General features: G+C 66.1%; 23 protein-coding genes. 18 read left to right on the top strand and 5 right to left on the bottom strand.

Going from position 1 to position 26,321, the window contains the following annotated elements; genetic code table 11:
- Positions 1-229 precede the first annotated feature (229 nt).
- The 12 genes from urtB to BLTE_RS15135 all read left to right on the top strand — a co-directional run bounded on the left by urtB (position 230) and on the right by BLTE_RS15135 (position 11,345).
- Entirely contained in the window at positions 230-1,813 is a 1,584-nt protein-coding gene (gene urtB, locus BLTE_RS15190; RefSeq protein WP_244600240.1) for an urea ABC transporter permease subunit UrtB, read from the top strand.
- Positions 1,810-2,988, top strand: coding sequence for an urea ABC transporter permease subunit UrtC (urtC, locus tag BLTE_RS15185; RefSeq protein ID WP_126401478.1), 1,179 nt, complete (start codon positions 1,810-1,812; stop codon positions 2,986-2,988). Before urtB ends, urtC begins: the two co-directional genes overlap by 4 nt.
- Positions 2,985-3,785, top strand: coding sequence for an urea ABC transporter ATP-binding protein UrtD (gene urtD, locus BLTE_RS15180; RefSeq protein WP_126401477.1), 801 nt, complete (start codon positions 2,985-2,987; stop codon positions 3,783-3,785). The genes urtC and urtD overlap by 4 nt, the downstream gene beginning before the upstream one ends.
- A gap of 111 nt (positions 3,786-3,896) precedes the next feature.
- The gene (gene urtE / locus BLTE_RS15175) at positions 3,897-4,592 is read left to right on the top strand and encodes an urea ABC transporter ATP-binding subunit UrtE (protein WP_126401476.1); all 696 of its coding nucleotides are present in this window, start codon (positions 3,897-3,899) and stop codon (positions 4,590-4,592) included.
- Positions 4,567-5,418: an urease accessory protein UreD gene (locus tag BLTE_RS15170; RefSeq protein WP_126401475.1), complete on the top strand. Its 852-nt coding sequence runs from the start codon at positions 4,567-4,569 to the stop codon at positions 5,416-5,418. Before urtE ends, BLTE_RS15170 begins: the two co-directional genes overlap by 26 nt.
- Before the next feature lie 86 nt (positions 5,419-5,504).
- Positions 5,505-5,807 carry an urease subunit gamma gene (locus BLTE_RS15165; protein ID WP_126401474.1) on the top strand — a complete coding sequence of 101 codons (303 nt, stop codon included), beginning with the start codon at positions 5,505-5,507 and terminating at the stop codon, positions 5,805-5,807.
- 11 nt (positions 5,808-5,818) lie between these two features.
- Positions 5,819-6,130 carry an urease subunit beta gene (locus BLTE_RS15160; RefSeq protein WP_126401473.1) on the top strand — a complete coding sequence of 104 codons (312 nt, stop codon included), beginning with the start codon at positions 5,819-5,821 and terminating at the stop codon, positions 6,128-6,130.
- Between the two features lie 14 nt (positions 6,131-6,144).
- Entirely contained in the window at positions 6,145-7,857 is a 1,713-nt protein-coding gene (gene ureC, locus BLTE_RS15155; protein ID WP_126401472.1) for an urease subunit alpha, read from the top strand.
- A gap of 278 nt (positions 7,858-8,135) precedes the next feature.
- Positions 8,136-8,744 (top strand): urease accessory protein UreE, encoded by a 609-nt coding sequence (locus BLTE_RS15150; protein WP_244600012.1) that lies wholly within the window; start codon positions 8,136-8,138, stop codon positions 8,742-8,744.
- A complete protein-coding gene (locus tag BLTE_RS15145) occupies positions 8,656-9,435 on the top strand; it encodes an urease accessory protein UreF (protein WP_244600011.1) in 780 nt (259 codons plus the stop codon). The genes BLTE_RS15150 and BLTE_RS15145 overlap by 89 nt, the downstream gene beginning before the upstream one ends.
- On the top strand, positions 9,432-10,046 hold the full coding sequence (gene ureG, locus BLTE_RS15140; RefSeq protein WP_126401470.1) for an urease accessory protein UreG: 615 nt from the start codon (positions 9,432-9,434) through the stop codon (positions 10,044-10,046). The genes BLTE_RS15145 and ureG overlap by 4 nt, the downstream gene beginning before the upstream one ends.
- 123 nt (positions 10,047-10,169) lie before the next feature.
- Positions 10,170-11,345: an aminotransferase gene (locus BLTE_RS15135; RefSeq protein WP_126401469.1), complete on the top strand. Its 1,176-nt coding sequence runs from the start codon at positions 10,170-10,172 to the stop codon at positions 11,343-11,345.
- A gap of 24 nt (positions 11,346-11,369) precedes the next feature.
- Here BLTE_RS15135 and BLTE_RS15130 read toward each other — a convergent pair whose 3' ends face one another.
- Positions 11,370-11,810: a VOC family protein gene (locus BLTE_RS15130; RefSeq protein WP_126401468.1), complete on the bottom strand. Its 441-nt coding sequence runs from the start codon at positions 11,808-11,810 to the stop codon at positions 11,370-11,372.
- 240 nt (positions 11,811-12,050) lie between these two features.
- Between BLTE_RS15130 and BLTE_RS15125 the strand changes: the two genes are divergently transcribed.
- Together BLTE_RS15125 and BLTE_RS15120 are read left to right on the top strand one after the other, a co-directional pair.
- The gene (locus tag BLTE_RS15125; RefSeq protein ID WP_425290278.1) at positions 12,051-12,380 is read left to right on the top strand and encodes a YjhX family toxin; all 330 of its coding nucleotides are present in this window, start codon (positions 12,051-12,053) and stop codon (positions 12,378-12,380) included.
- 1 nt (position 12,381) lies between these two features.
- Positions 12,382-12,882: a GNAT family N-acetyltransferase gene (locus BLTE_RS15120; RefSeq protein ID WP_126401467.1), complete on the top strand. Its 501-nt coding sequence runs from the start codon at positions 12,382-12,384 to the stop codon at positions 12,880-12,882.
- A 333-nt stretch (positions 12,883-13,215) separates the two neighbouring features.
- On the opposite strand, the gene BLTE_RS15115 is transcribed toward BLTE_RS15120, so the two are convergent.
- Positions 13,216-13,764: a GNAT family N-acetyltransferase gene (locus BLTE_RS15115; protein ID WP_126401466.1), complete on the bottom strand. Its 549-nt coding sequence runs from the start codon at positions 13,762-13,764 to the stop codon at positions 13,216-13,218.
- Positions 13,765-13,964: 200 nt separating this feature from the next.
- On the opposite strand from BLTE_RS15115, the gene tnpA reads away from it, so the two are divergent.
- The 4 genes from tnpA to BLTE_RS15095 all read left to right on the top strand — a co-directional run bounded on the left by tnpA (position 13,965) and on the right by BLTE_RS15095 (position 16,622).
- Positions 13,965-14,315 carry an IS66-like element accessory protein TnpA gene (tnpA, locus tag BLTE_RS15110; protein ID WP_126397727.1) on the top strand — a complete coding sequence of 117 codons (351 nt, stop codon included), beginning with the start codon at positions 13,965-13,967 and terminating at the stop codon, positions 14,313-14,315.
- Entirely contained in the window at positions 14,312-14,659 is a 348-nt protein-coding gene (gene tnpB / locus BLTE_RS15105) for an IS66 family insertion sequence element accessory protein TnpB (RefSeq protein ID WP_126397729.1), read from the top strand. Before tnpA ends, tnpB begins: the two co-directional genes overlap by 4 nt.
- A gap of 68 nt (positions 14,660-14,727) precedes the next feature.
- On the top strand, positions 14,728-16,377 hold the full coding sequence (gene tnpC, locus BLTE_RS15100; RefSeq protein WP_126398497.1) for an IS66 family transposase: 1,650 nt from the start codon (positions 14,728-14,730) through the stop codon (positions 16,375-16,377).
- A 2-nt stretch (positions 16,378-16,379) separates the two neighbouring features.
- The gene (locus BLTE_RS15095) at positions 16,380-16,622 is read left to right on the top strand and encodes a hypothetical protein (RefSeq protein ID WP_126397733.1); all 243 of its coding nucleotides are present in this window, start codon (positions 16,380-16,382) and stop codon (positions 16,620-16,622) included.
- Between the two features lie 673 nt (positions 16,623-17,295).
- On the opposite strand, the gene BLTE_RS15090 is transcribed toward BLTE_RS15095, so the two are convergent.
- From BLTE_RS15090 to BLTE_RS15080, 3 genes are all read right to left on the bottom strand, one after another.
- A complete protein-coding gene (locus BLTE_RS15090; RefSeq protein WP_160140641.1) occupies positions 17,296-19,218 on the bottom strand; it encodes a DNA phosphorothioation-associated putative methyltransferase in 1,923 nt (640 codons plus the stop codon).
- Positions 19,219-19,319: 101 nt separating this feature from the next.
- Positions 19,320-24,677 (bottom strand): FtsK/SpoIIIE domain-containing protein, encoded by a 5,358-nt coding sequence (locus tag BLTE_RS15085; RefSeq protein WP_126401464.1) that lies wholly within the window; start codon positions 24,675-24,677, stop codon positions 19,320-19,322.
- Positions 24,664-26,319: a hypothetical protein gene (locus BLTE_RS15080; protein ID WP_126401463.1), complete on the bottom strand. Its 1,656-nt coding sequence runs from the start codon at positions 26,317-26,319 to the stop codon at positions 24,664-24,666. Before BLTE_RS15080 ends, BLTE_RS15085 begins: the two co-directional genes overlap by 14 nt.
- Between the last annotated feature and the right edge of the window lie 2 nt (positions 26,320-26,321).

The raw sequence follows: 26,321 nt of genomic DNA, 5'->3' as shown, positions 1-26,321 counted from the left end.
TCGGCGACCGGAATGCGGTTCTCCGGCCTGATCGGCCGGAAACCGCATGAACAAGGGCGCGGCCGGAAGCTTTGCCGGCTCAGGGCCGCTCCCCTCCCGCCCGGCCGCGGCGCCAAGCCGCCGCGGCGACGTCCCTCGCACATCGTTCCGGACCATCACGGTGACCTTCATTTCGGGCAGACAGACCGGCCGCCTCTCGGCCTTGCGGGATTGCGGCGGGCGGGCGCTGGTGCGCGTCCTCGCCGTGCTGGCGCTGTTCGCGGCGCTGGCGCTGCCGGCCGCGGCCGCCTCCCTGCAGGAGGCGCTGGCGCGCTTCGCCGCCAACGATTTTTCCGAGACCGCCAAGGCCATCGACGAGATCGCCGAGTCCGGCGCGCCGCAGGCGGTGGGCCTGATGGACGCGCTGCTCAACCGCCGGCTCGCTGTGACGCCGGACGGCGGCGTGTTCTTCACCGACGCTCAGGGCCGCGCCTTCGATGCGCTGATCGGCAACCCGGTCGCCGCCGTGCCCAAGGGCGCGCAATTGGTGCGCACCAACAACAAGCTGCGCGGGCAGATCGAGAATTCGCTCGGCACGCTGCGGCTGCAGGTGGCCGACCCCGCCAAGCGGCGCGAGGCCGCCGAGGTGGTGCTGCGCGCCCGCGACGTCACGGCGCTGCCCGCAGTGCGCGCCGCCCTGTCGCGCGAGCACGATCCGGTCATCGCCAAGGTTCTGCGCGAGACCGAGGCGGCGCTGGTGCTGGCGAGCCCCGAATCCTCCACCGACCAGAAGCTCCTCGCCATCTCCGTCCTGCGCACCCGCTCCGACCAGGACGCCATCGCCGCGCTGCGCGCCGCCACCGCCGGCGCGCCCTTCTCCATCGCCCAGGAGGCGCGCCGCGCCATCGTCGCGATCGAGAAGCGGCTCGAGATCCAGACCGCCATGCAGAATGTGTGGTACGGCCTGTCGCTCGGCTCGGTGCTGCTGCTGGCGGCGATCGGCCTTGCCATCACCTTCGGGGTGATGGGCGTGATCAACATGGCGCACGGCGAGATGGTGATGCTCGGCGCCTACACCACCTTCGTGGTGCAGGAGCTGTTCCGAGCCTACGCGCCCGGCGCCTTCGACTTCTCGCTGGCGATCGCGCTGCCTTTAGCCTTCCTGGTCTCGGGCCTCGTCGGCATCGCCATCGAGCGCGGCATCATCCGCTTCCTCTATGGCCGGCCGCTGGAGACGCTGCTCGCCACCTGGGGCGTCAGCCTCATCCTGCAGCAGGCGGTGCGCACCGCCTTCGGCCCCACCAATCGCGAGGTCGGCAATCCCAGCTTCATGTCCGGCGCCTTCGACCTGTGGGGGATGCAGATCACCTATGGCCGGCTGTGGATCGTGGTGTTCACGCTGGTCGTGTTCGCCGGGCTCCTGCTGCTGCTCAAGGCCACCTCGTTCGGCCTGCGCATGCGTGCCGTCACCCAGAACCGGCGCATGGCCGCCTCGATGGGCATTCCCACCGCGCGCGTCGATGCGCTGACCTTCGGCCTGGGCTCAGGCATTGCCGGCGTGGCCGGGGTGGCGCTGTCGCAGATCGACAATGTGTCGCCCAATCTCGGCCAGAGCTACATCATCGACAGCTTCATGGTGGTGGTGTTCGGCGGCGTCGGCAATCTGTGGGGCACCTTCGTCTCGGCCTTCGCGCTCGGCATCGCCAACAAGCTGATGGAGCCGGTGGCCGGCGCCGTGCTGGCCAAGATCCTCATCCTGGTGCTGCTGATCCTGTTCATCCAGAAGCGGCCGCGTGGCCTGTTCGCGCTCAAGGGACGGGCGGTGGAATCATGATCACCCGCATGATCGTCTCCGCGCTCGGCGACCGCGGCAGCCTCATCTTCCTCGGCCTGCTGGGGGTGGCGGCGCTGTTCGTGGCGCTGTCCAACCTGCTGCTGCCGCCGGGCTCGGCGCTGCATGTGCCGATCCACATCGTGGCGCTGCTCGGCAAGTATGTGTGCTACGCGACGCTCGCGGTGGCGCTCGATCTGGTGTGGGGCTATTGCGGCATCCTCTCGCTCGGCCACGGCGCGTTCTTCGCGCTCGGCGGCTACGCCATGGGCATGTACCTGATGCGCCAGATCGGCACCCGCGGCGTCTATGCCGATCCGGTGCTGCCCGACTTCATGGTGTTCCTCAACTGGAAGGAGCTGCCGTGGTTCTGGCACGGCTTCGACAGCTTTCCGTTCGCCATGCTGATGGTGGCGCTGGTGCCGGGGCTGCTCGCCTTCGTGTTCGGCTGGTTCGCCTTCCGCAGCCGCGTCACCGGCGTCTATCTGTCGATCATCACCCAGGCGATGACCTACGCCTTGATGCTCGCCTTCTTCCGCAATGACATGGGCTTCGGCGGCAACAACGGCCTGACCGACTTCAAGGACATCGTCGGCTTCAACGTCCAGGCGCAGCCGACGCGCATCGCGCTGTTCCTGATCAGCGTGGCCGTGCTGGCGCTCACCTACGCGGTGGCGCGCGTGCTGGTCACCTCGACCTTCGGCAAGGTGCTGGTCGCCATCCGCGATGCCGAGAGCCGGGCGCGCTTCCTCGGCTACCGGGTGGAGAGCTACAAGCTCGTGGTGTTCGTGGTCTCGGCCTGCATGGCGGGCGTGGCCGGTGCGCTCTACGTGCCGCAGGTCGGCATCATCAATCCCGGCGAGTTCGCGCCGGCCAATTCCATCGAGGCGGTGATCTGGGTGGCGGTCGGCGGCCGCGGCACGCTGACCGGCGCGGCGCTCGGCGCCGTGGTCGTCAATGCGATGAAGACCACCTTCACCTCGGGGCTGCTCGCGCCCTATTGGCTGTTCATGCTCGGCGGCCTGTTCGTGCTGGTCACGCTGGCGCTGCCCAAGGGCATCGTCGGCACGCTGCAGGGCTGGCTGGCGAAACGCGGGGAGGCCAAGCGGGGACAGGCCGGTGAGCCGAGCCCGCCGCCCGAGGCGCCCGCGGCCGGCAAGGCGGAGAGCGCAACATGACCGACGCCCTGCTTGACGATGCCGCCCAGAAGGAGGCGGCGGCCAGGAAGGCCAGCGCCAAGGGCAGCGTGCTCTATCTCGACGGCGTCAGCGTGTCGTTCGACGGCTTCCGCGCGCTCAACGAGCTGTCGCTGGTGCTGGCGCCCGGCGAGATGCGCGCCATCATCGGCCCCAACGGCGCCGGCAAGACGACGATGATGGATGTGATCACCGGCAAGACCCGCCCCGACGAGGGCGAGGTGCTGTTCGACGGCACCCACGATCTGACGATGCTCGATGAGGCTGAGATCGCCAATCTCGGCATCGGCCGAAAATTCCAGAAGCCCACGGTGTTCGAGTTCCACACCGTGGCCGACAACATCCGCCTCGCGCTCAAGGGGCCGCGCACCACCCGCTCGGCGCTGTTCGGCGCCCGCAACCGCATCCCCGACGACGCCATCGACGAGGTGCTGAGCCGCGTGCGCCTGATCGAGCACCGCGCCCGGCCGGCCGGCGACCTCAGCCACGGCCAGAAGCAGTGGCTGGAGATCGGCATGCTGCTGGCGCAGGATCCCAAGCTGCTGCTGGTCGACGAGCCGGTGGCCGGCATGACCGACGCCGAGACCGAGGACACCGCCGAGCTGCTGCGCGAGATCGCGACCCGGCATTCGGTCGTCGTGGTCGAGCACGACATGTCGTTCGTGCGCGCGCTCGGCGTCAAGGTCACCTGCCTGCACGAGGGATCGGTGCTGGCGGAAGGCCGGATCGACGTGGTCTCGGCCGATGAGCGCGTCATCGAAGTCTATCTCGGCCGCTAGAGCATTCTCCGCAAAAGTGGGAACCGGTTTTGCGAAAGAGAATGCGATAAATCACAAACTTAGAGCATCCGATCTGGCGCAGTCAGATTGGATGCTCTGACGGGGAGCCGCATGCTGAGTGTCGAGGACATCGATCTGCACTATGGCGCGGCCCAGGCGCTGCGCGACGTCTCGCTGATCGCCGAGCCGGGACAGGTGACGTGCGTGCTGGGCCGCAACGGCGTCGGCAAGACCAGCCTGCTGCGCGCCATCGTCGGCCAGCATCCGATCTCGCGCGGCCGCATCGTCTGGAACGGCGAGGAGATCCAGCGCCTCTCCGCCCAGCAGCGCGCCAAGGCCGGCATCGCTCTGGTGCCCCAGGGCCGTGAGATCTTTCCGCTGCTCACCGTGAAGGAGAATCTGGAGACCGGATTTGCCGTGCTGCCGCGCCGCGAGCGCGAGATTCCCGGCGAGGTGTTCGACCTCTTCCCGGTGCTCGACGGCATGCTGCGCCGACGCGGCGGCGATCTCTCGGGCGGGCAGCAGCAGCAGCTCGCCATCGCCCGCGCCATGGTGATGCGGCCGAAGCTGCTGGTGCTCGACGAGCCGACCGAGGGCATCCAGCCCTCGATCATCAAGGACATCGGCCGCGCCATCCTCTATCTGCGCTCGAAGGGCGATATGGCCATCGTGCTGGTGGAGCAGTATTTCGAGTTCGCCCGCGACCTCGCCGACCGCTTCGCGGTGCTCGACCGAGGTCAGGTCGTGCTGTCGGGAACCCGTGCCGGGATGGTGGAGGAGGATGTCCGCCGCAAGCTCGCCATCTGAGTCCTCGCCGCAGGCGCTGCAGACGCTGCGCGTCAAAGGCGGCGTGCGGGCGGCGTTCCGTGCGGGCCCGCGCGGCACCTTCGCCGCCACCGTCCACGAGGCGGACGGCTGGCGCGTGCGCTTCCCCGATACCGGCCCCGGCGCGGACTGCGAGGCGGTGATTCTCAACACCGGCGGCGGCATTGCCGGCGGCGACGAGGTGCGGCTCGACTTCGACCTCGGCCCCGGCGCCCGGGTGACAGCGACCAGCGCCGCGGGCGAGCGCGTCTACCGGGCGCTCGACGTCCCCGCCCGCATCGCCACCGCGCTCCGCCTTGCCCCCGGCAGCGCCCTGGCTTGGCTGCCGCGCGAGACCATCCTGTCCTCGGGTGCGCGACTGGCGCGCCGCATCGAGGTCGAGATGGCGGAGACCGCCACTCTGAGTCTGCTCGACATCCTGGTGCTCGGCCGGCACGGCTCGGGCGAGCGCATGCAGGCCGGCATGCTCGACGATCTGTGGGCGATCCGCCGCGGCGGCCGCCTCGTCCACGCCGAGGCCGTGCGGCTCGACGGCGCGATCGCCGACGCCCTGGCGCGGCCGGCCATAGCCGGGGGCGCGCACGTGATCGGCACGCTGCTCCATGTCGCGCCCGAGGCCGAAGCTTGTCTGGAGCGCGTGCGGCGTGAGATCGTGGGCCTCGGCGATGTCGAGATCGCGGCCAGCGCCTGGGAGGGCAAGCTGGTGCTGCGCGCGCTGGCCGGTTGCGGCGGCCGCATGCGCGCGGCGATGCAGGTGGCGCTCGACGCCCTGCGCGGCGCGCCGATGCCGCGCGCCTGGATGATGTGATAGGAGCATTTTCCGCAATAGCGGATACCGGTTTTGCGAAAGAAAATGCGACAACCAGGAGCCGCCGCGAGACGGAGGAGGAAGCGATGAACCTCACACCACGCGAGAAGGACAAGCTGTTGATCGCCATGGCGGCGATGGTGGCGCGGCGGCGGCTGGAACGCGGCGTCAAGCTCAACCATCCCGAGGCGGTGGCGCTGATCACCGATTTCGTCGTGGAGGGCGCGCGCGACGGCCGCCCGGTGCGCGACCTGATGGAGCAGGGCGCGCAGGTGCTGACGCGCGATCAGGTGATGCCCGGCATTGCCGAGATGATCCACGACGTGCAGGTCGAGGCGACGTTCCCGGACGGCACCAAGCTCGTCACCGTCCACAATCCGATCCGCTGACGGAGGCCGTCATGATTCCTGGCGAAGTGTTCACGGCGGACGGCGAGATCGAGCTCAATGCCGGCCGCGCGACGACGACCATCGAGGTCACCAACACCGGCGACCGGCCGATCCAGGTCGGCAGCCACTATCATTTCTTCGAGACCAATCCCGCGCTCGCCTTCGACCGCGCGGCGGCGCGTGGCTTCCGGCTCGACATTCCGGCCGGCACGGCGGTGCGCTTCGAGCCCGGCCAGTCGCGCACCGTGCAGCTCGTTGCGCTTGCGGGCGCGCGCACCGTGTTTGGCTTCCGCCAGGCGGTGATGGGCAAGCTGGACGTTTGATCGGGGGACGAGAGATGCCTTACAGGATTTCACGCGCCGCCTATGCCGGCATGTTCGGCCCCACCACTGGCGACAAGGTGCGGCTCGCCGACACCGACCTGATCATCGAGATCGAGCGCGATCTGACCACCTATGGCGAGGAGGTCAAGTTCGGCGGCGGCAAGGTGATCCGCGACGGCATGGGCCAGTCGCAGGCCTCGCGCGCCGATGGCGCGGTCGATACCGTGATCACCAACGCCGTCATCGTCGATGCCGTCGCCGGCATCATCAAGGCCGATGTCGGGCTGAAGGACGGGCTGATCGCGCGCATCGGCAAGGCCGGCAATCCCGACATCCAGTCCAACGTCGATATCGTCATCGGGCCGGGCACCGAGATCATTGCCGGCGAGGGCAAGATCCTCACCGCCGGCGGCTTCGACACCCACATCCATTTCATCTGCCCGCAGCAGATCGAGGAGGCGCTGAATGCCGGCCTGACCTCGATGCTGGGCGGCGGCACCGGCCCGGCGCACGGCACCTTCGCCACCACCTGCACGCCGGGGCCGTGGCATATCGAGATGATGCTGCGCGCCGCCGAGGCGTTCCCGATGAATCTCGGCTTTGCCGGCAAAGGAAATGCCGCGCTGCCGGCGGCCTTGGCCGAGATGGTGGAGGCGGGTGCGGCGGCGCTCAAGCTGCACGAGGACTGGGGCACCACGCCCGCCGCCATCGACAACTGCCTCGCGGTCGCCGACGCCTATGACGTGCAGGTGATGCTGCACTCCGACACGCTGAACGAATCCGGCTTCGTCGAGGACACCATCGCCGCCTTCAAGGGCCGCACCATCCACGCCTTCCACACCGAGGGCGCGGGCGGCGGCCACGCGCCGGACATCATGAAGGTGGCGGGGCTCGCCAATGTGCTGCCGTCCTCCACCAATCCGACGCGGCCGTTCACCGTCAACACCATCGACGAGCATCTCGACATGCTGATGGTGTGCCATCATCTGTCGCCGCGCATTCCGGAGGATCTGGCGTTCGCCGAGAGCCGCATCCGCCGCGAGACCATCGCGGCGGAGGACATCCTGCACGACATCGGCGCGCTGTCGATGATGTCGTCGGACAGTCAGGCGATGGGCCGCATCGGCGAGGTGATCATCCGCACCTGGCAGACCGCGCACAAGATGAAGTTGCAGCGCGGGCCGCTGCCGCAGGACAACGGCAACGACAATTATCGCGTGCGGCGCTACATCGCCAAATACACCATCAATCCCGCCATCGCCCACGGCGTCTCGAAGCACATCGGCTCCATCGAGGCCGGCAAGCTCGCCGATCTCGTGCTGTGGTCGCCGGCGTTCTTCGGCGTCAAGCCGGACCTCGTATTGAAAGGCGGGGTGATCGCCGCCGCGCCCATGGGCGACCCCAACGCCTCGATCCCGACGCCGCAGCCGGTGCACTACCGGCCGATGTTCGGCGCCTTCGGCAAGGCGGTGGAGGCGACCTCGCTCACCTTCGTCAGCAAAGCGGCGCTCGATGGCGGGTTGAAGGAGCGGCTGGGGCTCGCCAAGCGCCTCGTCGCGGTCGAGAACGTGCGCGGCGGCATTTCGAAGGCTTCGATGGTGCTGAACGACGCCACGCCGAATATCGAGATCGACCCCGAAACCTACGAGGTGCGCGCCGACGGCGAGCTTTTGGTGTGCCAGCCGGCGGCCGAGCTGCCGATGGCGCAGCGGTATTTCTTGTTCTGATGCGAAATCCGGCCCCAGGGGCCGGCGTTTCGCATTCCGTTCGCTGAAAATCCTCTAATACCAGGGGCCGTAAGATGTGACTCGTCATGCCCGCGCTTGTCGCGGGCATCCACGACTAAAAACTCATATTGATGCAAAGACGTGGATGGCCGGGACAAGCCCGGCCATGACGAGGGCGGGTCAAAACCGAAGGCCCGCGTGTTATCCACGAAGGGAATTTCAGCGAGATGTTTCCGGCGTCGCGAAGCGATCGGCCGGAAACCGATAGGGATATTTCCATGCTGCGCGCCGCAACCGTGATCCGCCATGACCAACGCGCCGGCCGCGCCTGCGCCGACACCATCACGCTCGACCGCGAGGCGCGGTTCCGGCGGCGGATCGCCATGACCAGCGATGGCGGCGTGGCGTTCCTGCTCGACCTCGATGCCGCGACCTATCTGGCGCAGGGCGACGCGCTGCAACTCGACGACGGCCGGCTGATCGAGGTTCGCGCCGCGGTCGAGGCGCTGCTGGAAATCGCCGCGCCCGATGCCCGTGCGCTGGCCCGGCTCGCCTGGCACATCGGCAACCGCCACACCCCGGCCGAGATCACCGGCGAGGCGGTCTATATCCAGCCCGATCACGTGCTGGCCGAGATGGCGGCGGGGCTCGGGCTTGCGGTGCGGCCCGTGACGCGGCCGTTCGAGCCCGAAGGCGGCGCCTATGGCAGCAAGGGCGCGCTGGTGTCCGGCCATCATCACGGCACCGACGACGATCATCGCCATGATCATGGTCACGATCATCACCACGATCACGACCATGGCCACGATCACGCGCACGGCCATCATGAGCACGGCCACCACGCGCATGGCGGCGTGCCCCATGGTGCGCACCGCAACCATGGCTGACGCCGGCGGACCGGCGATCGCCGTGCCGATCGAGCTGATGGTGTGGCTGTCGCCGGCCTTTCCGGTCGGCGCCTTCGCCTACAGCCACGGGCTCGAACAGGCGGTCGAGCGCGGCTGGCTCGCCACGCGCGCCGATCTCGAAATCTGGCTTTCCGACCTCATCGCCATGGGCTCGCTGCGGACCGATCAGATCCTGCTCGCCGCGGCGTGGCGGGCGGCGGCCCAGGGCGATGACGCCGGCGTGTGCCTCGCCAATGACTGGGCGTGCGCGCTGCAGCCCTCGGCCGAGCGGCACCTGGAAACCGTGACGCAGGGCGGCAGCTTCGTTGCCGCCATTCGCGCCGCGTGGCCGGCGCCGGGGCTCGACGCCCTGCCGGCGCTGGCCGAGCGCGGCATCGCCTATCCCGTCGCGGTCGGCGCGGTGGCGGCGCGCCATGGTGTGGCGTTGGAGGGCACCGCGCTGGCCTATGGGGTGGCCTTCGTCGCCAATCTCGCCTCCGCCGCGATCCGCCTGAACATCATCGGCCAGACCGACGGCCAGCGCCTCATCGCCGCACTGCTGCCGCGGCTGCGGGATCGGGCGCACCACGCTCCCCGCTTCACGCTTGGCGATCTCGGCAGCGCGACGCTGCGCGCCGACCTCGCCTCGCTCAGCCACGAAACCCAGTATTCGAGGATCTTCCGGTCATGAACAGTCCCCACGGTCCGTTGCGCGTCGGCATCGGCGGCCCGGTCGGCTCAGGAAAGACCACGCTCGTCGCCGCGCTCTGCGTTGCGCTTCGCGAACGCTACGAGGTCTGCGTCATCACCAACGACATCTACACCAGGGAGGATGCCGAGATCCTGATGCGCATGCAGGCGCTGTCATCGGACCGCATCCTCGGCGTGGAAACCGGCGGTTGCCCGCACACCGCCATCCGCGAGGACTGCTCGATCAATCTCGCGGCGATCGACACCATGCGCCGCCGCTTTCCGGCGCTCGACCTGATCCTGATCGAATCGGGCGGCGACAACCTCGCCGCCACCTTCTCGCCCGAGCTTGCCGATCTCACGATCTATGTCATCGACGTGGCGCAGGGCGAGAAGATCCCGCGCAAGGGCGGCCCCGGCATCACCCGCTCCGACCTGCTGGTGATCAACAAGACCGACCTCGCCCCCCATGTCGGCGCGAGCCTCGAGGTGATGGAGCGGGACACGAAGCGCATGCGCGGCGACAAGCCGTTCGCGTTCGTCAGCCTGGCGAAGCAGCAGGGTGTCGACGATATCGTGCGCTTCATCACCCAGGCCGGCGGGTTGGGTTGAGACCAACGGCGGCGACAGCCGGCCGTTGGTTCCATGGGCTGGACACGGTTCTCCCGCTTGATCGGCCGGAAACCGTATCGCAGGGTTTCGAGAGCACGAGCATATGCGGCGCGAGGCAGCACAATGGTGAACCCCATATTCGGCGAGGCCGGCACCACCATCTTCGAGGCGATGTCGCGCCTTGCCGCCGAGACCGGGGCGGTCAATCTCGGCCAGGGCTTCCCCGAGGGGCTGGAGCCGCCGGAGGTGGTGGAGGCGGCGAGCCGCGCGATGCGCGAGGGGCCGCACCAATATCCCTCGATGATGGGCCTGCCGGCGCTGCGTCAGGCGGTGGCGGCGAGCTCCAAGCGCTGGCTCGGCCTCGATGTCGATTGGGAGCGCGAGGTGCTGGTCACCTCCGGCGCCACCGAGGCGCTGGCCGATGCGTTCTTCGCCCTGCTCAATGCCGGCGACGAGGTGCTGGTGTTCGAGCCGGCCTATGACTCCTACATGCCGATCATCCGCCGTGCCGGTGCGGTGCCGGTGCCAATCCGCCTCACCCCGCCCGACTGGAACCTGCCGCGCGCCGAGATCGCCGCCGCCATCACGCCGCGCACCCGCGCCCTCGTCCTCAACACGCCGATGAACCCGATCGGCAAGGTGTTCTCGGCCGAGGAGCTGCGCCTGCTGGCCGACCTGATGCTCGAGCACGACCTCGTGGCGATCTCCGACGAGGTCTACGAGCATCTGGTGTTCGACGGCCGCCGCCACCAGACGCTGTTCGCCCTCCCGGAGGTGCGCGACCGGGTGGTGCGCATCGGCTCGGCCGGCAAGACGTTCTCGGTCACCGGCTGGAAGGTCGGCTATGTGACGGCGGATGCCAGGCTGCTCGGCCCGATCGCCCGCGCCCACCAGTACGTGACCTTCACCACCCCGCCGGCACTGCAGGCGGCGGTGGCCTTCGGCCTCAATCTGCCCGACGCCTATTTCGACGGGCTGCGCGCCGACCTCGCCCGGCGGCGCGACCAGCTCGGCGCCGGCCTTCGCGCCGCCGGCTTCGAGATGGCCGAGGTGGCGGGCACCTATTTCGCAGTGGCGCCGATCGAGGGTCTCGACGCCGAGGGCGACGATCTCGCCTTCTGCCGCCGCCTCGCCATCGAGGCCGGGGTGGCGGCGGTGCCGCTGTCGTCCTTCTACGGGGCGCGGGACGTGCGCAGCCACATCCGCTTCTGCTTCGCCAAGACCGAGGCGACGCTGGCCGAGGCGATGCGCCGCCTCGCCCGCTGGCGCGAGACGGCGAAGCTTCGCCCGGCGTCATAGGAGACGCGTTCTCCCCCCGCCGGCTCACCAGCTCCCGGTATTGGGCATCGACGCCCAGGGTTCCGCCGGCGCCAGCGGCGTGCCCTTCTGCAGGAACTCGACCGAGATGCCGTCCGGCGTGCGGACGAAGGCCATGTGGCCGTCGCGCGGCGGGCGGTTGATCGTGACGCCGGCCGCCATCAGCCGGGCGCAGACGGCGTAGATGTCGGCGACCTGGAAGGCGAGATGGCCGAAGTTGCGGCCGCCCTGATAGTCTTCCGGATCCCAGTTCCAGGTCAGCTCGACCTCCGGCGCGCGGTGGGCGCGGGCGGCTTCAAAGTCCTCGTCGGCCGCGAGATAGATCAGCGTGAAGCGCCCCTTCTCGCTCTCCATCCGCCGCGTCTCGCGCAGGCCGATCAGTTCGAAGAAGCGGATGGTGGCCTCCGGATCGCTGACCCGGATCATCGTGTGCAGGAAGCGTGTCATGACCGTAACCCTGCGGCGTGGATCGCCCTGGGTGACGTTCTACCCGCTCCACCCCGAAAGGCTCAATTCGGTGTCGATCATCGGCTGCTGGCCGGCGCGCGTGCCCAGCGGGTTTCCGGTTGTCAGCGGCGTGTGCCCCCGATATTTCAAGGGTGCGTGGCGGCACCGTTCGCCGCGCCCCAACTGGGGACTGGATGTCAGAGCTTGTGTGACAGGGCTCTCTGAATCGCAGAGAGCCGCGTGAAGTCAAAGCCGCCGGGTGCAGTCGCCCGGGGTGTCTTTTCACGTCTGTCATACAAGAATCCCATGAACATCTCACGCAATGAGCAACGTGCGCTGCACGTTCTGGCCCTCGGCGGCTGCATTCTTCACGAGCGTGGCGACGGCCCCAAGATCACGTCCGTGATGTGCGTCACGCGCGAGGCGATGATCCTTGCCGACTTCGACCTGACCGTCTTCAACCGGCTGCGGCAGAAGCGGCTGATCGAATCCCGCTCGGGCGGCCCATACCGGATTTCGCGACGCGGCCGCACCTTCGTGCGCGCCCAACTCGACAATCAGGGGGCCTGACATGCTGATCCGCAACGAAACGGCCGGTGACATCCCGGCGATCGGCCGGCTTGTCACCGAAGCGCTGCTGATGCTTGCGCAATCCACCGGAACCGAGGCGCGCATCGTCGAGAGGCTGCGGGCGGAGGGCGCGCTCGCCCTCTCGCTGGTGGCGGAGGACGCGGGCGAGGTGGTCGGCTATCTCGCCACCTCCGCGGCGCGGGTCGGGACGCAGGACGGCTGGGGGCTGATCGGCCCGCTCGTGGTCTTGCCGTCGAGGCACCGCCAGGGCATCGGCACGGCCTTGATGGCGGAAGCCCTTTGCCGGCTGCGGCGGACCAGCCGCGGCGCGGCGCTGGTGGGCGACCCCGCCTATTATGGCCGGTTCGGCTTTCGCGCGTTCCCTGGGCTGGGCGTGACCGGCTGTCCCCCCGAGGTGGTTCAGGCCCTGCCCTTCGACGACAGTGAGCCGCGTGGCGAGCTGGTTCATCACCCGGCCTTCGGCCTGCACCAGCCGGGGTAATACCAACGGCCGCGAAAGCGGACCGTTGGCTCCGGTCGCGGATTTTCGCGAAATCTCTGATTTCCCAAAAGAAAATCCGCGAGTGTCAACGGCCCCACGCGTCAGCGTTCGGGGCCGTTGGTATAATCCGGTCTCCGGCCTGAAGACCGGAGAGCCGCATTCCGATCGCCGAAAATCCCGGTGCCGGGGGGGGTCTTGCGGAACCGGGGCTTTCGGCGGCATCGCTTTCGGTCTTCCGACCGGATCGGCCGGGAACCGGATCGGATGGCGCTCCAACAGAGTCATCGGCTGGCGGGCTGGTGGCGGTGTTCGGGGGCGCCGTCGCTCCAGCGGTCAGACCGTGACGGCCGCCATCAAGCCATGCCCCTGGTGGAGGGGCTTCCTCATGGCGCAGCGCCGTGCTGCCGGCATCCCGGCCTGTTCCTCGGCGTCCAGAACGGCCCTCAGCCGGGAGCCGAGGTCTCCGCGTTCCAGCGTGACGAACCCAAGCCTTTGATAGTAGGGTTCATTCCAGGGCACATCCCTGAAGGTGGTCAAGGTCAGCGCAGGGATTTCATGATCGGCGGCGAACTGCTCTGCCGCTTCGATCAGTTTCCGGCCGATGCCGCGCCCCTGCCGGTCGCGATGGACGGCAATTTGCCAGATGTGCAGGGCGTCAGGCATCACCTCTCCGTTCAGGAACGCCGCGATTCCATGGCCCGGCAGGTCCGCAACGAAGGCGACGCCGGTCGCGATCAGCGCGCGGTGCTGTTCCTCCGATTGGACCGTGTCGTCGGCGATCCATTCCAGTCCCGGCGATTGCCGGAATATCTCACCAGAACTGCGCTCGATCCCGGGCAAACCGGGGGCATCACAGTCGCGTGCGGGCCGAATTGTCATCATGCGCGCAATATGGCGGATGGAATGACGGAAAAGGATTCGGGCCCGACATTGCCGGCGACAAGAGGCTGCTGGCCCCAAGAAGTTTGTGAACGGCCGTTGCTACAGTATCCCTCCGGCGTGGGCCGCCTTGTGTGGGACCTCGCGCTTCGCGGATGCTGCGCGCATAGGAGCGCTCTTACGAGCGCGCGTAAGAGCGCAGCATGAGCCAGATGACGGTGCTGACGGGGCCGGAGCGGCGCCGGCGGTGGAGCGGCGAGGAACGGCGGGAGATCGTGGCGGCGGCGTTTGCGCCGGAGGCGATCGTGGCGGACGTAGCACGGCGCTACGGGGTATCGACCAGCCTGATCTACAAATGGCGGCACGAGGTTGGCGACGGGACGAGCGGGGTTGGGTTCGCCCGCGCGATCGTCGTGGAGGCCGGTGGGACGGCCGCGGCCACGAGGGAAGACGGCGCCGCGATCGTCGTGGAATTGGCCGGCGGCGTGCGGGTTGAGATCGGCGCGTCTGCGCCGGCGGCGTTGGTGACGGCAACCCTCAAGGCGCTGCGATGATCCCGGTTCCGGCGGGCGTGCGGATCTGGATCGCGACCGGACATACGGACATGCGCAAGGGCATGCAGGGCCTGGCGCTGCTGGTGCAGGAAGGGCTCGGCCGCGACCCGTTCGGCGGCGACGTCTTCGTGTTCCGGGGCCGCGCCGGGACCTTGATCAAGGCGTTGTGGCACGACGGCATCGGCTTGTCGCTCTACGCCAAGCGGCTCGACCGCGGGCGCTTCGTGTGGCCGGCCACGGTCGACGGCGCGGTGGCGCTGACGGCGGCGCAAATGAGTTATCTGCTCGAGGCGATCGACTGGCGCAATCCCCAGCACACATGGCGGCCGCAGAGCGCGGGCTGATCAAATAATTGCGGCGACGCTCCACTTTGCACGTCACACCGCGGCGAAGATGTGATTCCATAGGATGCATGGACGCCGATGGTGATGCTGCCGCCGAACTCGCCGCGCTGAAGGAGGCGTTGGCGGCTGAGCGCGCAAAGACGCTGGAGGTCGCCGCAGACCTTGCGGTGGCGCGCGCCAAGGCCTCGGAAGATCAGGCGCTGATCGCCTATCAGAAGCTGCAGATCGCCAAGCTCGAGCGGCAGATTTACGGCCAGCGGTCGGAACGTGCGGCACGGCTGATCGAGCAGCTGGCGCTGGCGTTCGAGGAGCTCGAAGCGGGCGCGACCGAGGACGAACGCGCGGCCGAACAGGCCGCCGCCCAGACGACGACCGTGCGGGGCTTTACCCGCAAGCGCGCCGAGCGCCAGACCTTCCCCGAGCATCTGCCGCGGGAGCGCGTGGTGATCGATCCCCCGGCGGCCTGCGCGTGCTGTGGCGGCACGCGGCTGCGCAAGATCGGCGAGGACGTGACGCGGACGCTGGAGGTGATCCCGCGCCAGTGGAAGGTGATCGAGACGGTGCGGGAGAGGTTCAGCTGCCGCGACTGCGAGACGGTCTCCCAGGCGCCGGCGCCGTTCCATAGCATCCCGCGGGGCTGGGCCGGTCCCAGCCTGCTGGCCATGATCATGGTCGACAAGTTCGGCCAGCATCAGCCGCTGAACCGGCAGGCCGAGCGTTACGCGCTGGAGGGCGTGCCGATCGCGCTGTCGACGATGGCGGACGCCGTGGGGGCGGTCTGCAGCGAGCTCGCTCCGCTGCTCCGCCGCCTGGAGGCTCATGTGATGGCGGCAGAGCGGCTGCACGCGGATGACACGACCGTGCCGGTGCTGGCCAAGGGCAAGACCGACACCGGGCGCTGCTGGGTCTATGTCCGCGACGACCGGCCCTTCGGCGGCACCGATCCTCCGGCGGCGATGTTCTACTATTCGCGCGACCGCCGGGGCGAGCACCCCCAGGGGCATCTCGCCGGCTACGCGGGCATCCTGCAGGCCGACGCCTATGACGGCTACGCCCCGCTCTACCTGGTCGGACGCGCCCCTGGGCCGATCCGGGAGGCGGCCTGTTGGGCCCACGCGCGGCGGCCGTTCTTCGCCATGGCCGACATCGAGGGGACGGCGCGGCGCCGGGCCGCCGGCAGGACGGACGCCGTGCTCTCGCCGATCGCCATCGAGATGGTGCGCCGGATCGACGAGCTGTTCGAGATCGAGCGGTCGATCACCGGCACCAGCGCGCAGCAGCGCCTCGCCGTTCGCCAGGAGCGAAGCCGCCCCCTGGTCGAGGATCTTCATCGCCACATGCGCGAGGAGCTTGCCAAGCTCGCGCGCGGGCACGACCTCGCCAAGGCGTTCAATTACATCCTGAAGCGCTGGGCGAGCTTCACGCTGTTCCTCGAGGATGGGCGGGTTTGCCTGTCGAACAACGCCGCCGAACGCGGGCTTCGCGGCATCGCTCTTGGTCGCAAGTCGTGGCTGTTCTGCGGGTCCGATCGGGGCGGGCACCGCGCCGCCGCCATGTACAGCCTGATTGTCACGGCCAAGATGAACGGCATCGATCCGCAGGCCTGGCTGGCCGACGTCCTGGCGCGCCTGCCAAGCCACCCGGCGCATAGGCTCGATGACCTCCTGCCCTGGAATTGGGCGCCACGGCCCTCGGCACTCTCCGCTCGGGCGGCGTGAGCATGCACGTCAACAAGGTCTCCCGCGTCACCACGATCGCTCGCGTCGCCGAGGACCTCGGCGAAGACGAAGATTGGCTGCACCAGGTCGCCAACGAAATGGACGTCGAGGACGGCATCATCTGGGTCTACGGCGTCGGCGACGCCGCCGTCAGGGCGTTCACCGACTTCGGAATCGAGACCCTGGTCGAACTCATCAAAATCCACAAAGCAAACCCGGCGCTCCTCGGACCTTCAGAGCCGTAAGCGCCCCACCTGCGGCCCACGCCGGAGGGATACTTGCTACACTGCATCAGCCCATCGCTGGGCCGGAATCGATCGAACGACAGCGTGGAACCGGCGATTTGCAGTGCGGCTTGCTGACGAGGCGATATTCGACGGCCATGTCTCGCCCGGGAGGACAGTCGGGCCAATGGCGGAGAGGGAGGGACTCCCGCGCGGTCCCCGGTAACCATTGAAAACTCAAGGTTTTTCGGCTCCGGCGGATGGCCATCTGTACCACCTCTCTGTTCCACCTGGCAAGGCCCGGGGAGCGTCGGCGGAGACGTCCAAAGGGGCACCTCCGCAGCCTGAAATCGCTCGATTGCCGACGCGGGCTGTGGATAACTCGGATTTGATCAGGATTTTTGGTGCGAGAACAGGCGTCGCCGAGCACGGCGGACGATTGGAGGATGCGCGTATTAAAAGAATAAAATATGTATATATTTCCTGCTTTTTCTAAACATAACCATTTCTGGTGAATTTAGGCGTCCAAAATGGCGGCAAAATATTCATTGTTATTCAATTTCAGTATGTAAAATAATCATATTATCAGCAGACCTCTGTTCGTCGCTCAAGCCGCTGACAGTCATGGTGATGGGGAATGTTGTAATCATCGAATCCCTGAAAAATCAATTTGAGTGCCCTCGATTCCGCACCCTTACTCGTGATTATTCGTTGCTGAACCCGGCGCACACGTAAAATCTTCAATGCAGGGAGTTTCCCCTACGGCCCTAGGCTGTGCGTCGCGACGCTTCCTTAAAAACTCATGGAGTTCCGCAATGCGCGGCCCCTTGCCGTCAGGCGTCACGATTCCCGCAGCTAGCAGCTTGCTGTCGAACTTCATCTGCTCCTCCCGGTCCGGAGCATCCACGGGCAAATAGCGGCCCTTCAAATAAAGCGCGATGCCATCAGGGCGATCGACATTGGTGCTGGTTCGCCCAAGGTCGATCCGCGTCTTCTCCAGGATGACCGGCAATCGCGAGGAAGCGTCGAGGCATTGGATGAAAGTGAGGCGTGGCGCCGCGACTTTCATGTCGACGAAGTCGGCGCCCTCGACACCGCCCCGGAGAAGTCCGCCGCAAAGAACCCGAAGCCGGACGACTGGCGGCAATCGGTCAAGCACCGGCACCGCGAAACGGAAGGTCTCCTCGTCCCGCATCGCCCCCAAACCCGCTGAAATAGCGGCATCGACTCCTTCACGCATGCTATCCGGCTTCCCGGCCGAAAACATGAGACGCCGAGCCTCTTCAAGGGCGGCGGCATGACTGCCGAAGAATGTCTTGACGTCACGCTGGAGAGATCGGGCAAGCGTCGCGTAGCGCGGTGCGCCGGGGAACATCAACATGGCGAAACGCACCAGCAAGTCCTCGCGGCGCCCAGCGGCCGAGACCGCGAGTTCCTCCTGATCGAATAGGTCCGATAGGCACAAATCGGTGGCGCGCCCCGAGGAAATTCTCACCGCCTTCAGGCGCTCGCGCAGTGTTCCTGGGAATTCTTCGGCGTCGAGGGGGCGTCCCTGCCGCAGCATTGCTGCCCAAAGGATCTCCAACTCTGGACGGATTCGTTCGGGCAGGTCGATCTGAGGCGCCCTTGTTCTGGGACGTTCCCGCTCAGGCGGGCGCATCCCGATCGGACGACTGATCACTCGGGACCGACGCCGGAACAGAACCTCCTGTTCCAGATCCTTGTCCCGAAACACGGCGAACACTCCAGAGCCCAGGGCGAGCGGCGCTTCGCCCAACTCATCCTGGATGAAATCCCGGAGTTCCTGTTGTCCAAAGTACTTCTGGAAGGTTCCGCGTGAAGTCAGATGTCCATCCCGGTAGGGACGTAGATTGGCAAGGTCGCCCTTTCCCATGACCATGACGGCGACGACCATGGCGCGCCGTGCGAAAGACCAAGCCGCCCGCAGCGTCTCCGTGCGCTCATGCCGGTCCTCGACGACATTCAGGACAAAGCCGAGATTCACTAGGTCAGCTGGTCGGCGGGGCCCTTCGGGCATGTGGTGCGGATCCCAGCCAAACGCTTCGAAACCCGCCGCCGAAAGCGCCGCCACGTCGTCGCCAAGGCCGCATCCATAGTCGAACACGGAGTTTCCCGACGGCAGTACACCGTGGGCGATAGCCAGTTGCATCGGCTGCGATAAGTCGCGCCGCGTGATGGCAGTCTTGTGTCTGGCCACCGCGACGCTTTCGGCGCCTTGAGGGACCAGCGCTTGCCCCTCGATCCGAAGCCCCTTCAAAGAGAGAAGGTCCAACCACTGCCGGCGGGTGCCGATTCGCGACGGCTCTGCAAACAAGCCGTGCTCCTCCGCGGTCCGTGTCAGCGCCGCGAACCTTGGACGTCTCGGGTCATCTTCGGGTAGCAGTAGTTCCTTCCGGTGCAGAATGGGCGGGTTTGGGCGCCTGCTATAGTCCGTCTCGGAGGTCTTGCCGCTTCTCAGGTCGACTTTAAACGAAGCCAGCAGGGCTGGGAACGCTACGACGTCAAAGTCCTCATAGAGAAGCAGCGAAACCGCCCCACGCGAGATCTTCGCCACGTTCCATTGAAAGCCGCCCGCCAAGGTGACGGCTTGGTCCACGATGGTGCGCGAATCAGCGTCAATCGCGCTGGAATGTAGATAGACGGCCCCTCCAACACGCTTCCCGCTTGGGGTGCGGAGAAGGCGTTGGGACGCCATGTTTAGGCCGCCTTCGTTCCGCTCTGCCCGCCGAGGGATGCGTTCCTCCATCCGCGTCCGATCGCCTCGGCGAGCCGAGGGACTTCATCCTCGCCAATGAAAGGAACCTGGCAATAGATTTTTTCGTCGCTGTCCAACTTGGCAATGAGGTGACCCTTGCCGAGAAGTCGCTCCGCACCCTTTTCGCCAAGCGCGACGCGCGACGACCCTTCATCGCCAAGCCGGAGAACCAGTTTGTTTCCCAAGTTCGTCCGGAGTTGCATGGTCATGACCTGATTATCGGCACGCTGGTAGATCATGAACAAATGAATGCCCGCCGCACGTGACTTCGTGGCAATCTCGTTAATGAGCGGCTCGACCGCATCTTTGAAGTCTTCGTCCTGCATCCAGTTTGCAACCTCATCAAAGAAGACGAGAATGCGTGGCATAAGTCCGGTCGCGGACACCCCCTGACGACGGTTGAACTGATCTATATTTGCCACACCGGCTTGGCGCAAAACTTCGTAACGACCTTCCATTTCCTGTACGAGACGCTTTAACAGTTCAACGGCATCAGCCTTCTCGGCAACGATATCGCCTTTCAGGTGCGGCAGTTGACGCGCCCAGCCATAGTCCACCCCTTTCTTGGGGTCGATCAAGTGGATCTCGACCAGCCGCGGGGAGTTGAAGGCGCAGACATCCAGCAAGAGGCTGGTCGCCAAAATGCCTTTTCCGCTTCCGGTTGTGCCCGATATGATCGTGTGCGGCGCCGCACGTTCCTGGTCACCAAACGGGGCGCCCAACGGCAGGTAGAAAAGAGAGCCGTCGTCCTCCTTCTCGCCAAGGATGAGTGCCATGTTCGACACAGGCGCCGATTCTTCGAATTGGCGTCGCCGCCAAGCATCTGCGAGGTGGAGAATCGTGCGCTTCGGACGGCGCAGTCCGACAACGACACGGCCCGCCTTTGGGCTGATTCTGATGATGTCGAGACTGTACTTGGTGAGCAGTTCGATCTGCTTCCGTTCCAACCACGACACGGTCACCGACCGCCCGTCCAAGTCGACCAAGCCGGAATTGGGCGTCAGGCGCGACGCCAATACCGGGGCATCCATGCCCTCCTTCTGAAGCGCGGACTGCAACTGTTTGACCTGGGCCGGAAGCCATGCATCGCCTTCATCGCCAGCCAACGCTCGTCCCATTCCCGCCAGGGCCCAATGCACTTCCGGCAACCAACCGGCGGCGAGCGGCGGAAACCCGTCGGACGGTTCCGCCCCATTTTCCGTCCAGAACTCACGTTCAGCAGGCGTATCGCCCCCGTCGCCGGACCTAACCGAACCGTGTTCCATTCCGGCGAGACCATCGGGACCGGCTGAAGGTGAAGGCTCGGCCATGACCGACGGAGTCTCTTGGATCTGGACTTCCGTAGTCTGTTCGGAGTCGTCGGGCCAATCCTTAGGTGTCCAAATCTGTGACTTGACGTCAGGCGCCAGCAAGCCGCGGAGCGCGGTCGCGATACTGGTCCGTCCGAGCATCCACTGAGCGATCGGACGCCTCTGCGAACGAGGTTCTTCGGCGTCAGGAATTCTCGGGTTGTCACCCTCGACATCACTTGTGTCGTGTACGAAGACCAGTGAGTGCCCGGTCATCTCCAGCCGCGTTCCCGGGCATCGAAGATCGGCGAGCCAACGGGAGAAATGTCGTCCGCCGATCTGGTCGAACGGCTCGATGTGTTCCAGTACGAGGTCCGCCAGTCGATTGCGCCACGTCGCCGGGTCCACGGTTCCGTCCGGCGCCACGAGACGCCGGTGCAGTGTTGCGTAGGTTGCGGCAAGCTGTTCGAGCGACCTGTGGCACTGCTCCGACACGTTGGCTTGCCCGACGAACTTCGCCTCCGCCACCACCAGCCGGATGCTCGGGCCACGCGCTGTCGTGGAGAAGCATACTCCGAGCAGGTCTGCCCTGGTGCCGTCCAGAGACAGCCATGAGGCGAAATCGTCGAGGAAGAACCATGCCATTCTGTAGTCGTCGGCCGCCGAAGCGACGAGTAATTCAACCTCGCGCTGAGCCAGTACAAGTCCGAGAAGTTCCTGGGCGTGGTTCCCGCTCTGCGCCGCGCGCATGACGATTGCCCCCGACAAAGTTGCGGAGGCGCGATGAATCCTGCGCAGGATGTCCAGCAGGACTTCGCGATTTTCGGACGGAAGGGCGGCCCGCAGGTCGCCCATCAGCCGATCTTCCAGGGCTTCCTCGCCGATTTCCGCTGAGACAATGACATTATGGTCAGAGCGCGGATCGCTGAAGTATCGGATGATCCGTCGGTCCGAGGAGCCTACCAAGCGGCGGTCGGCCAGCCGATCAAAAGTCATCACCCAGTTGGCGAGGCGGTGCGCCTTGGACAATACCTGCTGCACGCGCCCGGACTGGAACTGGACCTCTTGCATCGGCAGCCACGGATCGCCCTCCTCCGACGCGCGTCCCTCTAAGACATCATGGAGCGCGTCGATGTAGGCATGAACGGGCTCAGGACCACCCGGGTTCGTCAAATAGCTCCCGGACGTCGTGTCGCCCTTATGAAAAGGTTTCCGCCGCGAATGGGCTGTCGGCATGTGAGTCAGTATGTCCGCCGCGCCGACACCTGTTGCCCGGGTCCACTTCACCTCGGCGCGACGCGCGATCACGTCCTGCAGGACGACAATGTCGTGTCCCTTCGGCCCCACTTGGTCGAGGAGGGCTTGGTTTACGATGGCCACGCGGAGGCGGGAAAGGAAGTTCCGGGCGGCTTCGCTCGTCAACGAGGCGTCCACCTCGTAGCCGATACGTCGGTTCTGCCGCTCATAGATGCGGCGCAGGCTGCCAACGCTTTCATGAGTGAGAACCAAGTCGCATCTGAGCGTCGGGTCGCCATCGATGCGACGGGCCATGCTTTCGGCCATGAGGACGGGAAGATCCTCCGATTCCGCGTCCATCACCACAGTCGAGAAACTGGCCTTCTCATGCGGACGAAGGTCGAGATACTCCTTCACCACGCGCTCAAACGCCGCGACGGTTTCTTCAGCCGGCTCATCGGCGAGCCCCTCTTCGGAGCCATAGACCGGCGGCTCGAGAAGGCTGACGTCGGCGACCTGTCGAGTTTCCGCAATGAACACGTTGGACGGGCCGGGGGCCGCGCCGACGTCCGCATAGTAGGTGCGAGAGAGCACTTGGCAGAGGTTATCCACGTATTCGGGAACCTCCGCCGCCAAGTTCGCCGGGCTGTTGACAACGCGCCGGATGCCGTCGGCGAGATGCCTCGCTTTCACGGCAATCTCCGCTAGCCGCAGCGGATGCCAGGGGGTCACGATGACCCCAGGCCGGAGCCCATCGAGGGAAGCTGCGCCGATGGTCAGCAGCGGCGCCCAGAGATCCCGAACGCACACGCTTGCGCGCGCCTTGGACGCCAATGCCCTAAGCAACTCGCCGTAGCGCTGGGCTTGCAGAAGCAGGGCGTCGTCGGCGAGACCCTTGCCCCCCTTCATTGCGCGGATGGCCCTGGTGTATTCCGCCTGGAAGGAGTCGAAAGCGGCTTTGAGCGCCGTCGCATCGGACTCCTCGACGATCTTGTCAGCAACCGCTTGGTTCAGGCAGCGACACCAGTTTTCGTCGACACGGTTCTGCTGCTTTCGAGGGTCGGCAAGGCGTCCGTCGCTCGCACCCTCTACGTCGATGATGGTGGCGACCTTCGCAAGATCCACTGCTTGAATTGATCCGTGACGGTCGTAGCGGTTGGCTGACACGTGGGCGGTCAGCAGCGGCACAAGTTCCTTCCCGTGGGCGAGCACCTCCAGGTCGAGCGGAAACGCCGTGATCATGGCCTCAGGCGGAGGGGTCCAGATCATCTGCGCGCGGAGCGCCTTCGCGGTCGCGGCCCCTGTCGCGCCGAGGGCCGTCGTCGCACGCGGCACGGCAAACGCCTTGAAGTGGAACTGGACCGCGTCCTTGCCCGTTGAATCAACTTCCCCGCCGCGCGCAGAAATCTGCGCCTCCCAATTCTCCGACCAGCAGCGACCGAACTCGAGCCGGACATCAGGCCCAACGAGTTCACCCAGTCCCCGCCAGCGGTCACGAAGTACCCGGCAGAGCTTGGTGTTCTTTTCCTTGGTCCAGAAATCGAGGTCGGCGCTGTCCTCCAGTCGCACAAGCAAGACGCTGTCTTTGTCTTCCTCCGAATCCGGTCGAGCACGTTCGACGAGTCGAAGCAGTCCCTCGGCAAGATTATCGGTTTCGATGGGTTTTCTAAATACAAGCTTCTCCCAACGCCTGTAGAGTTTTGGGTCTACACGCAGTCGCTCGCGGTGTTCGCTGAAGAACTTGTCGTACGTTTCTTTCGGCCTGGACGCGTCTGACTTTAGATCGTCAAGCAGGTCAATGTCATCCTGACCAAGACACGTAGGGAATTTTTTGTCGAATAGGCGGCGCGTCTCCTCGCCGAAGGTCAGTTTCTCCCTCCTCCGATCATCGGCGAACAGACGCGAGGTGACCTCCCATGGAATCTCGGCTGCCTTTTCCTGGCTCTTGGTCCAGCCCCCGTCGCCAACGCACGGGTCCGAGATGAGATCCGCAAGCGCTTCCAGAGCCTCATCGGAAATCTGCCCCCCCTCCTTCAAGCTCTGGAGGCGCTTGCGGATCTCAGGCCTCGGCAGCGGATCGCCGTCCTTGTCTTGGAGATGGAGTGCAGGCTTCGCCTCCTCCTGCAAGCGCCTGAAGAACAGTTCTGCTTCGGCGGACTCAGTGAGTTTCGCACGGGGGTCTCCCGCATCGCACGGCAGCCTGAGCGCCGGCAGGGCGCGCCGCGCGGCGTTGGCCAGGGTGAGCCCATCGTTCTCATGATGTGATACCAACCGCACCACGAAGCCGGCGACGCGATGTGCATCGAAGCCGACCCCTGATCGGATTAGTCCTCGGACTATGGCGGTCAGATGGGCGCGCTGCTCCTCGTCGGCGCCAGGCATGGCCTTTGCCGCCCACGGCTCCAAGTCTTCAAGAAGCCACTCGTCATCGATGCGATCAGTGTGAGAAAGGCTCTGTTCGACCGACTTCACATCCTTGGCGGGCACCGAGAAGAGGGTCAGTAGGACGTCCGGGTCGGCATGGTTCCGATGCCAAGTGGCGGTCTGGTCCAGCACGCGTGCGCCCCCGATGGTGGCGCACGCGAGGTCGGGATGTACGCAGACATCGACCCGGCCGCCGGAAACCGTCAACGAGGCGACCTCGCGGGCGATGGCGCACGTCACCTCCGGTGCAAGCCCGAGGACGCCGAAGAGTATGCGACTGGACGGCGGCGGGTCGAGCAATCCGGAAAGACGTGCAGCGACAACCTTCCCGATAAGGTCATGCGATTTCATGTTGGAGACTCCCGGCGCCGACGCGGCCGGTGGTGAACGGGTTCACCACGAAGGCGCAGTCGTCGGATTTCCTGATGATGAAGCCGAGCACCCGGAGGCGTTCCTCCAGCCGCCGCTCGTTCTCGCGGAGCGCCTCAATGGGCACCGGCAGCTCGCCGCTCGCGGTCCGCGCCTCTTCGGGGCCGATGACGAAATGATAGCGTCGGTGCAAGAGGGCGAGGAACTGGCCGAGTTCCATGGCTGATGGGACGTTCGCCAGGACCAAAGCCTCAAGTAGTCCGTCCGACGGCGAGTACCATGTCCCGGCGCGGCGCCGCGCCGTCAGCAGTCCGACCTTCTTCGCGTGGCTAGTGAACGTCGAGGCGATGTCGTGGTTTCTGGTCTTGGCGGCGAGAAGCATTGCCTGGATTTGCTCAGCCGGTTCGGGAAGCGAAGCCACGCTGGACGTCCTCTTGGCCGACCATGCGAACCGCTTCGCCAGAAGCTGTGCGGCCGCCGAGCAATCCAGTGGGCCCTTGCCCAGTGAACACCACTCCTTGGTCTCGGCGTAAGACGACACGAAGGCGTCTATGGCAGAAGACGGAACCGCCTTGTGTGCCCTGTACCGGTCCGAAGAGAGCACCTGGATCGAATTGTTCCGCGCCGACCCGGACATCTCCATGACGAACGGCAACACATTCGGACGCTCGGCCACGGAGGTGCCACGCTCGACGATGTAGATGACTTGGTGCAGTCCGCTGAGCCGCATGAGGAACTCAAGCGCGTCCTCAATGGGTATGGCGGACTGACTGAGGATGGACACCCAGTCCTGCGCGAGTTCGTCGTACCTCTCCAGATGTGGGACGGGCAGGTAGCCGATGGTCTGGGCGTCGACCCACTTCGGCTCATCGGGCGTTGCCTCCGCGTCCGATCCCTGAAGGCGCCGTGCGATGCGATTCCAAGGCCCGTCGACCCCTAGCAGGCGGCGCGCAACAACCTCGCTGAGCCTGTTGCGGTCCCGCGAGCGGTTCAGCATGAGGTAGAGTAGTTCGCCGGTGCGCTGGAAGAAGCGCCGATCAAGATGATAGCTGCCGTTCGCCGGCTTCACGTCGGGGAACAGCATGGCCTCGCCGACGGGCTGGAGGTGCCGCGACGTCCACCGCTTTTCGCCGAACTGCTCGACTGCGGCGCTCCGGAGCAGCTCTAGCGACTCCGCAAACTGAAGAAAGTCGTTTGAGAAGGCGCGTGGGAGGTAGGAGAAATCCAGTTCCGGGAAGGCAAGCCTTGTGTCGTCCAGCCACTGTTTCCAGAGGACGTCGTCATTGGCATTCTCGCGGGCGGCGATCTTAATCGCCTCCTTGTCGCGGAAGAGCAGGTGCCGGAGGTTCGTGTTGAGCTTCATCCTATAGGACTGACGCTCATGTTGTGGCGCCTCGGTCGTGCCGCCAATCCCTGGGAATAGCGGGTGTTTCTCACGGTGGCGGTACGTCAGGAGGTGCAGGCACTCAATGAGGGTGAACCAGGGCGTCTGATCGTCATAAAGTGCGAGGCCCCAGATGGCGGGGTCGCACCAGACGGTGATGGCGTGGATGCGCTGTACTTCAGGAACCGGCAGCGCGCCGGGCGAAAGCCAGAGTTCGGAGTTGGGTTGGGTGTTCGACATCG

This window comes from Blastochloris tepida, assembly GCF_003966715.1.
Classification (GTDB): Bacteria; Pseudomonadota; Alphaproteobacteria; order Rhizobiales; family Xanthobacteraceae; genus Blastochloris; species Blastochloris tepida.
This window is presented reverse-complemented; position numbering and strand designations above follow the sequence as displayed.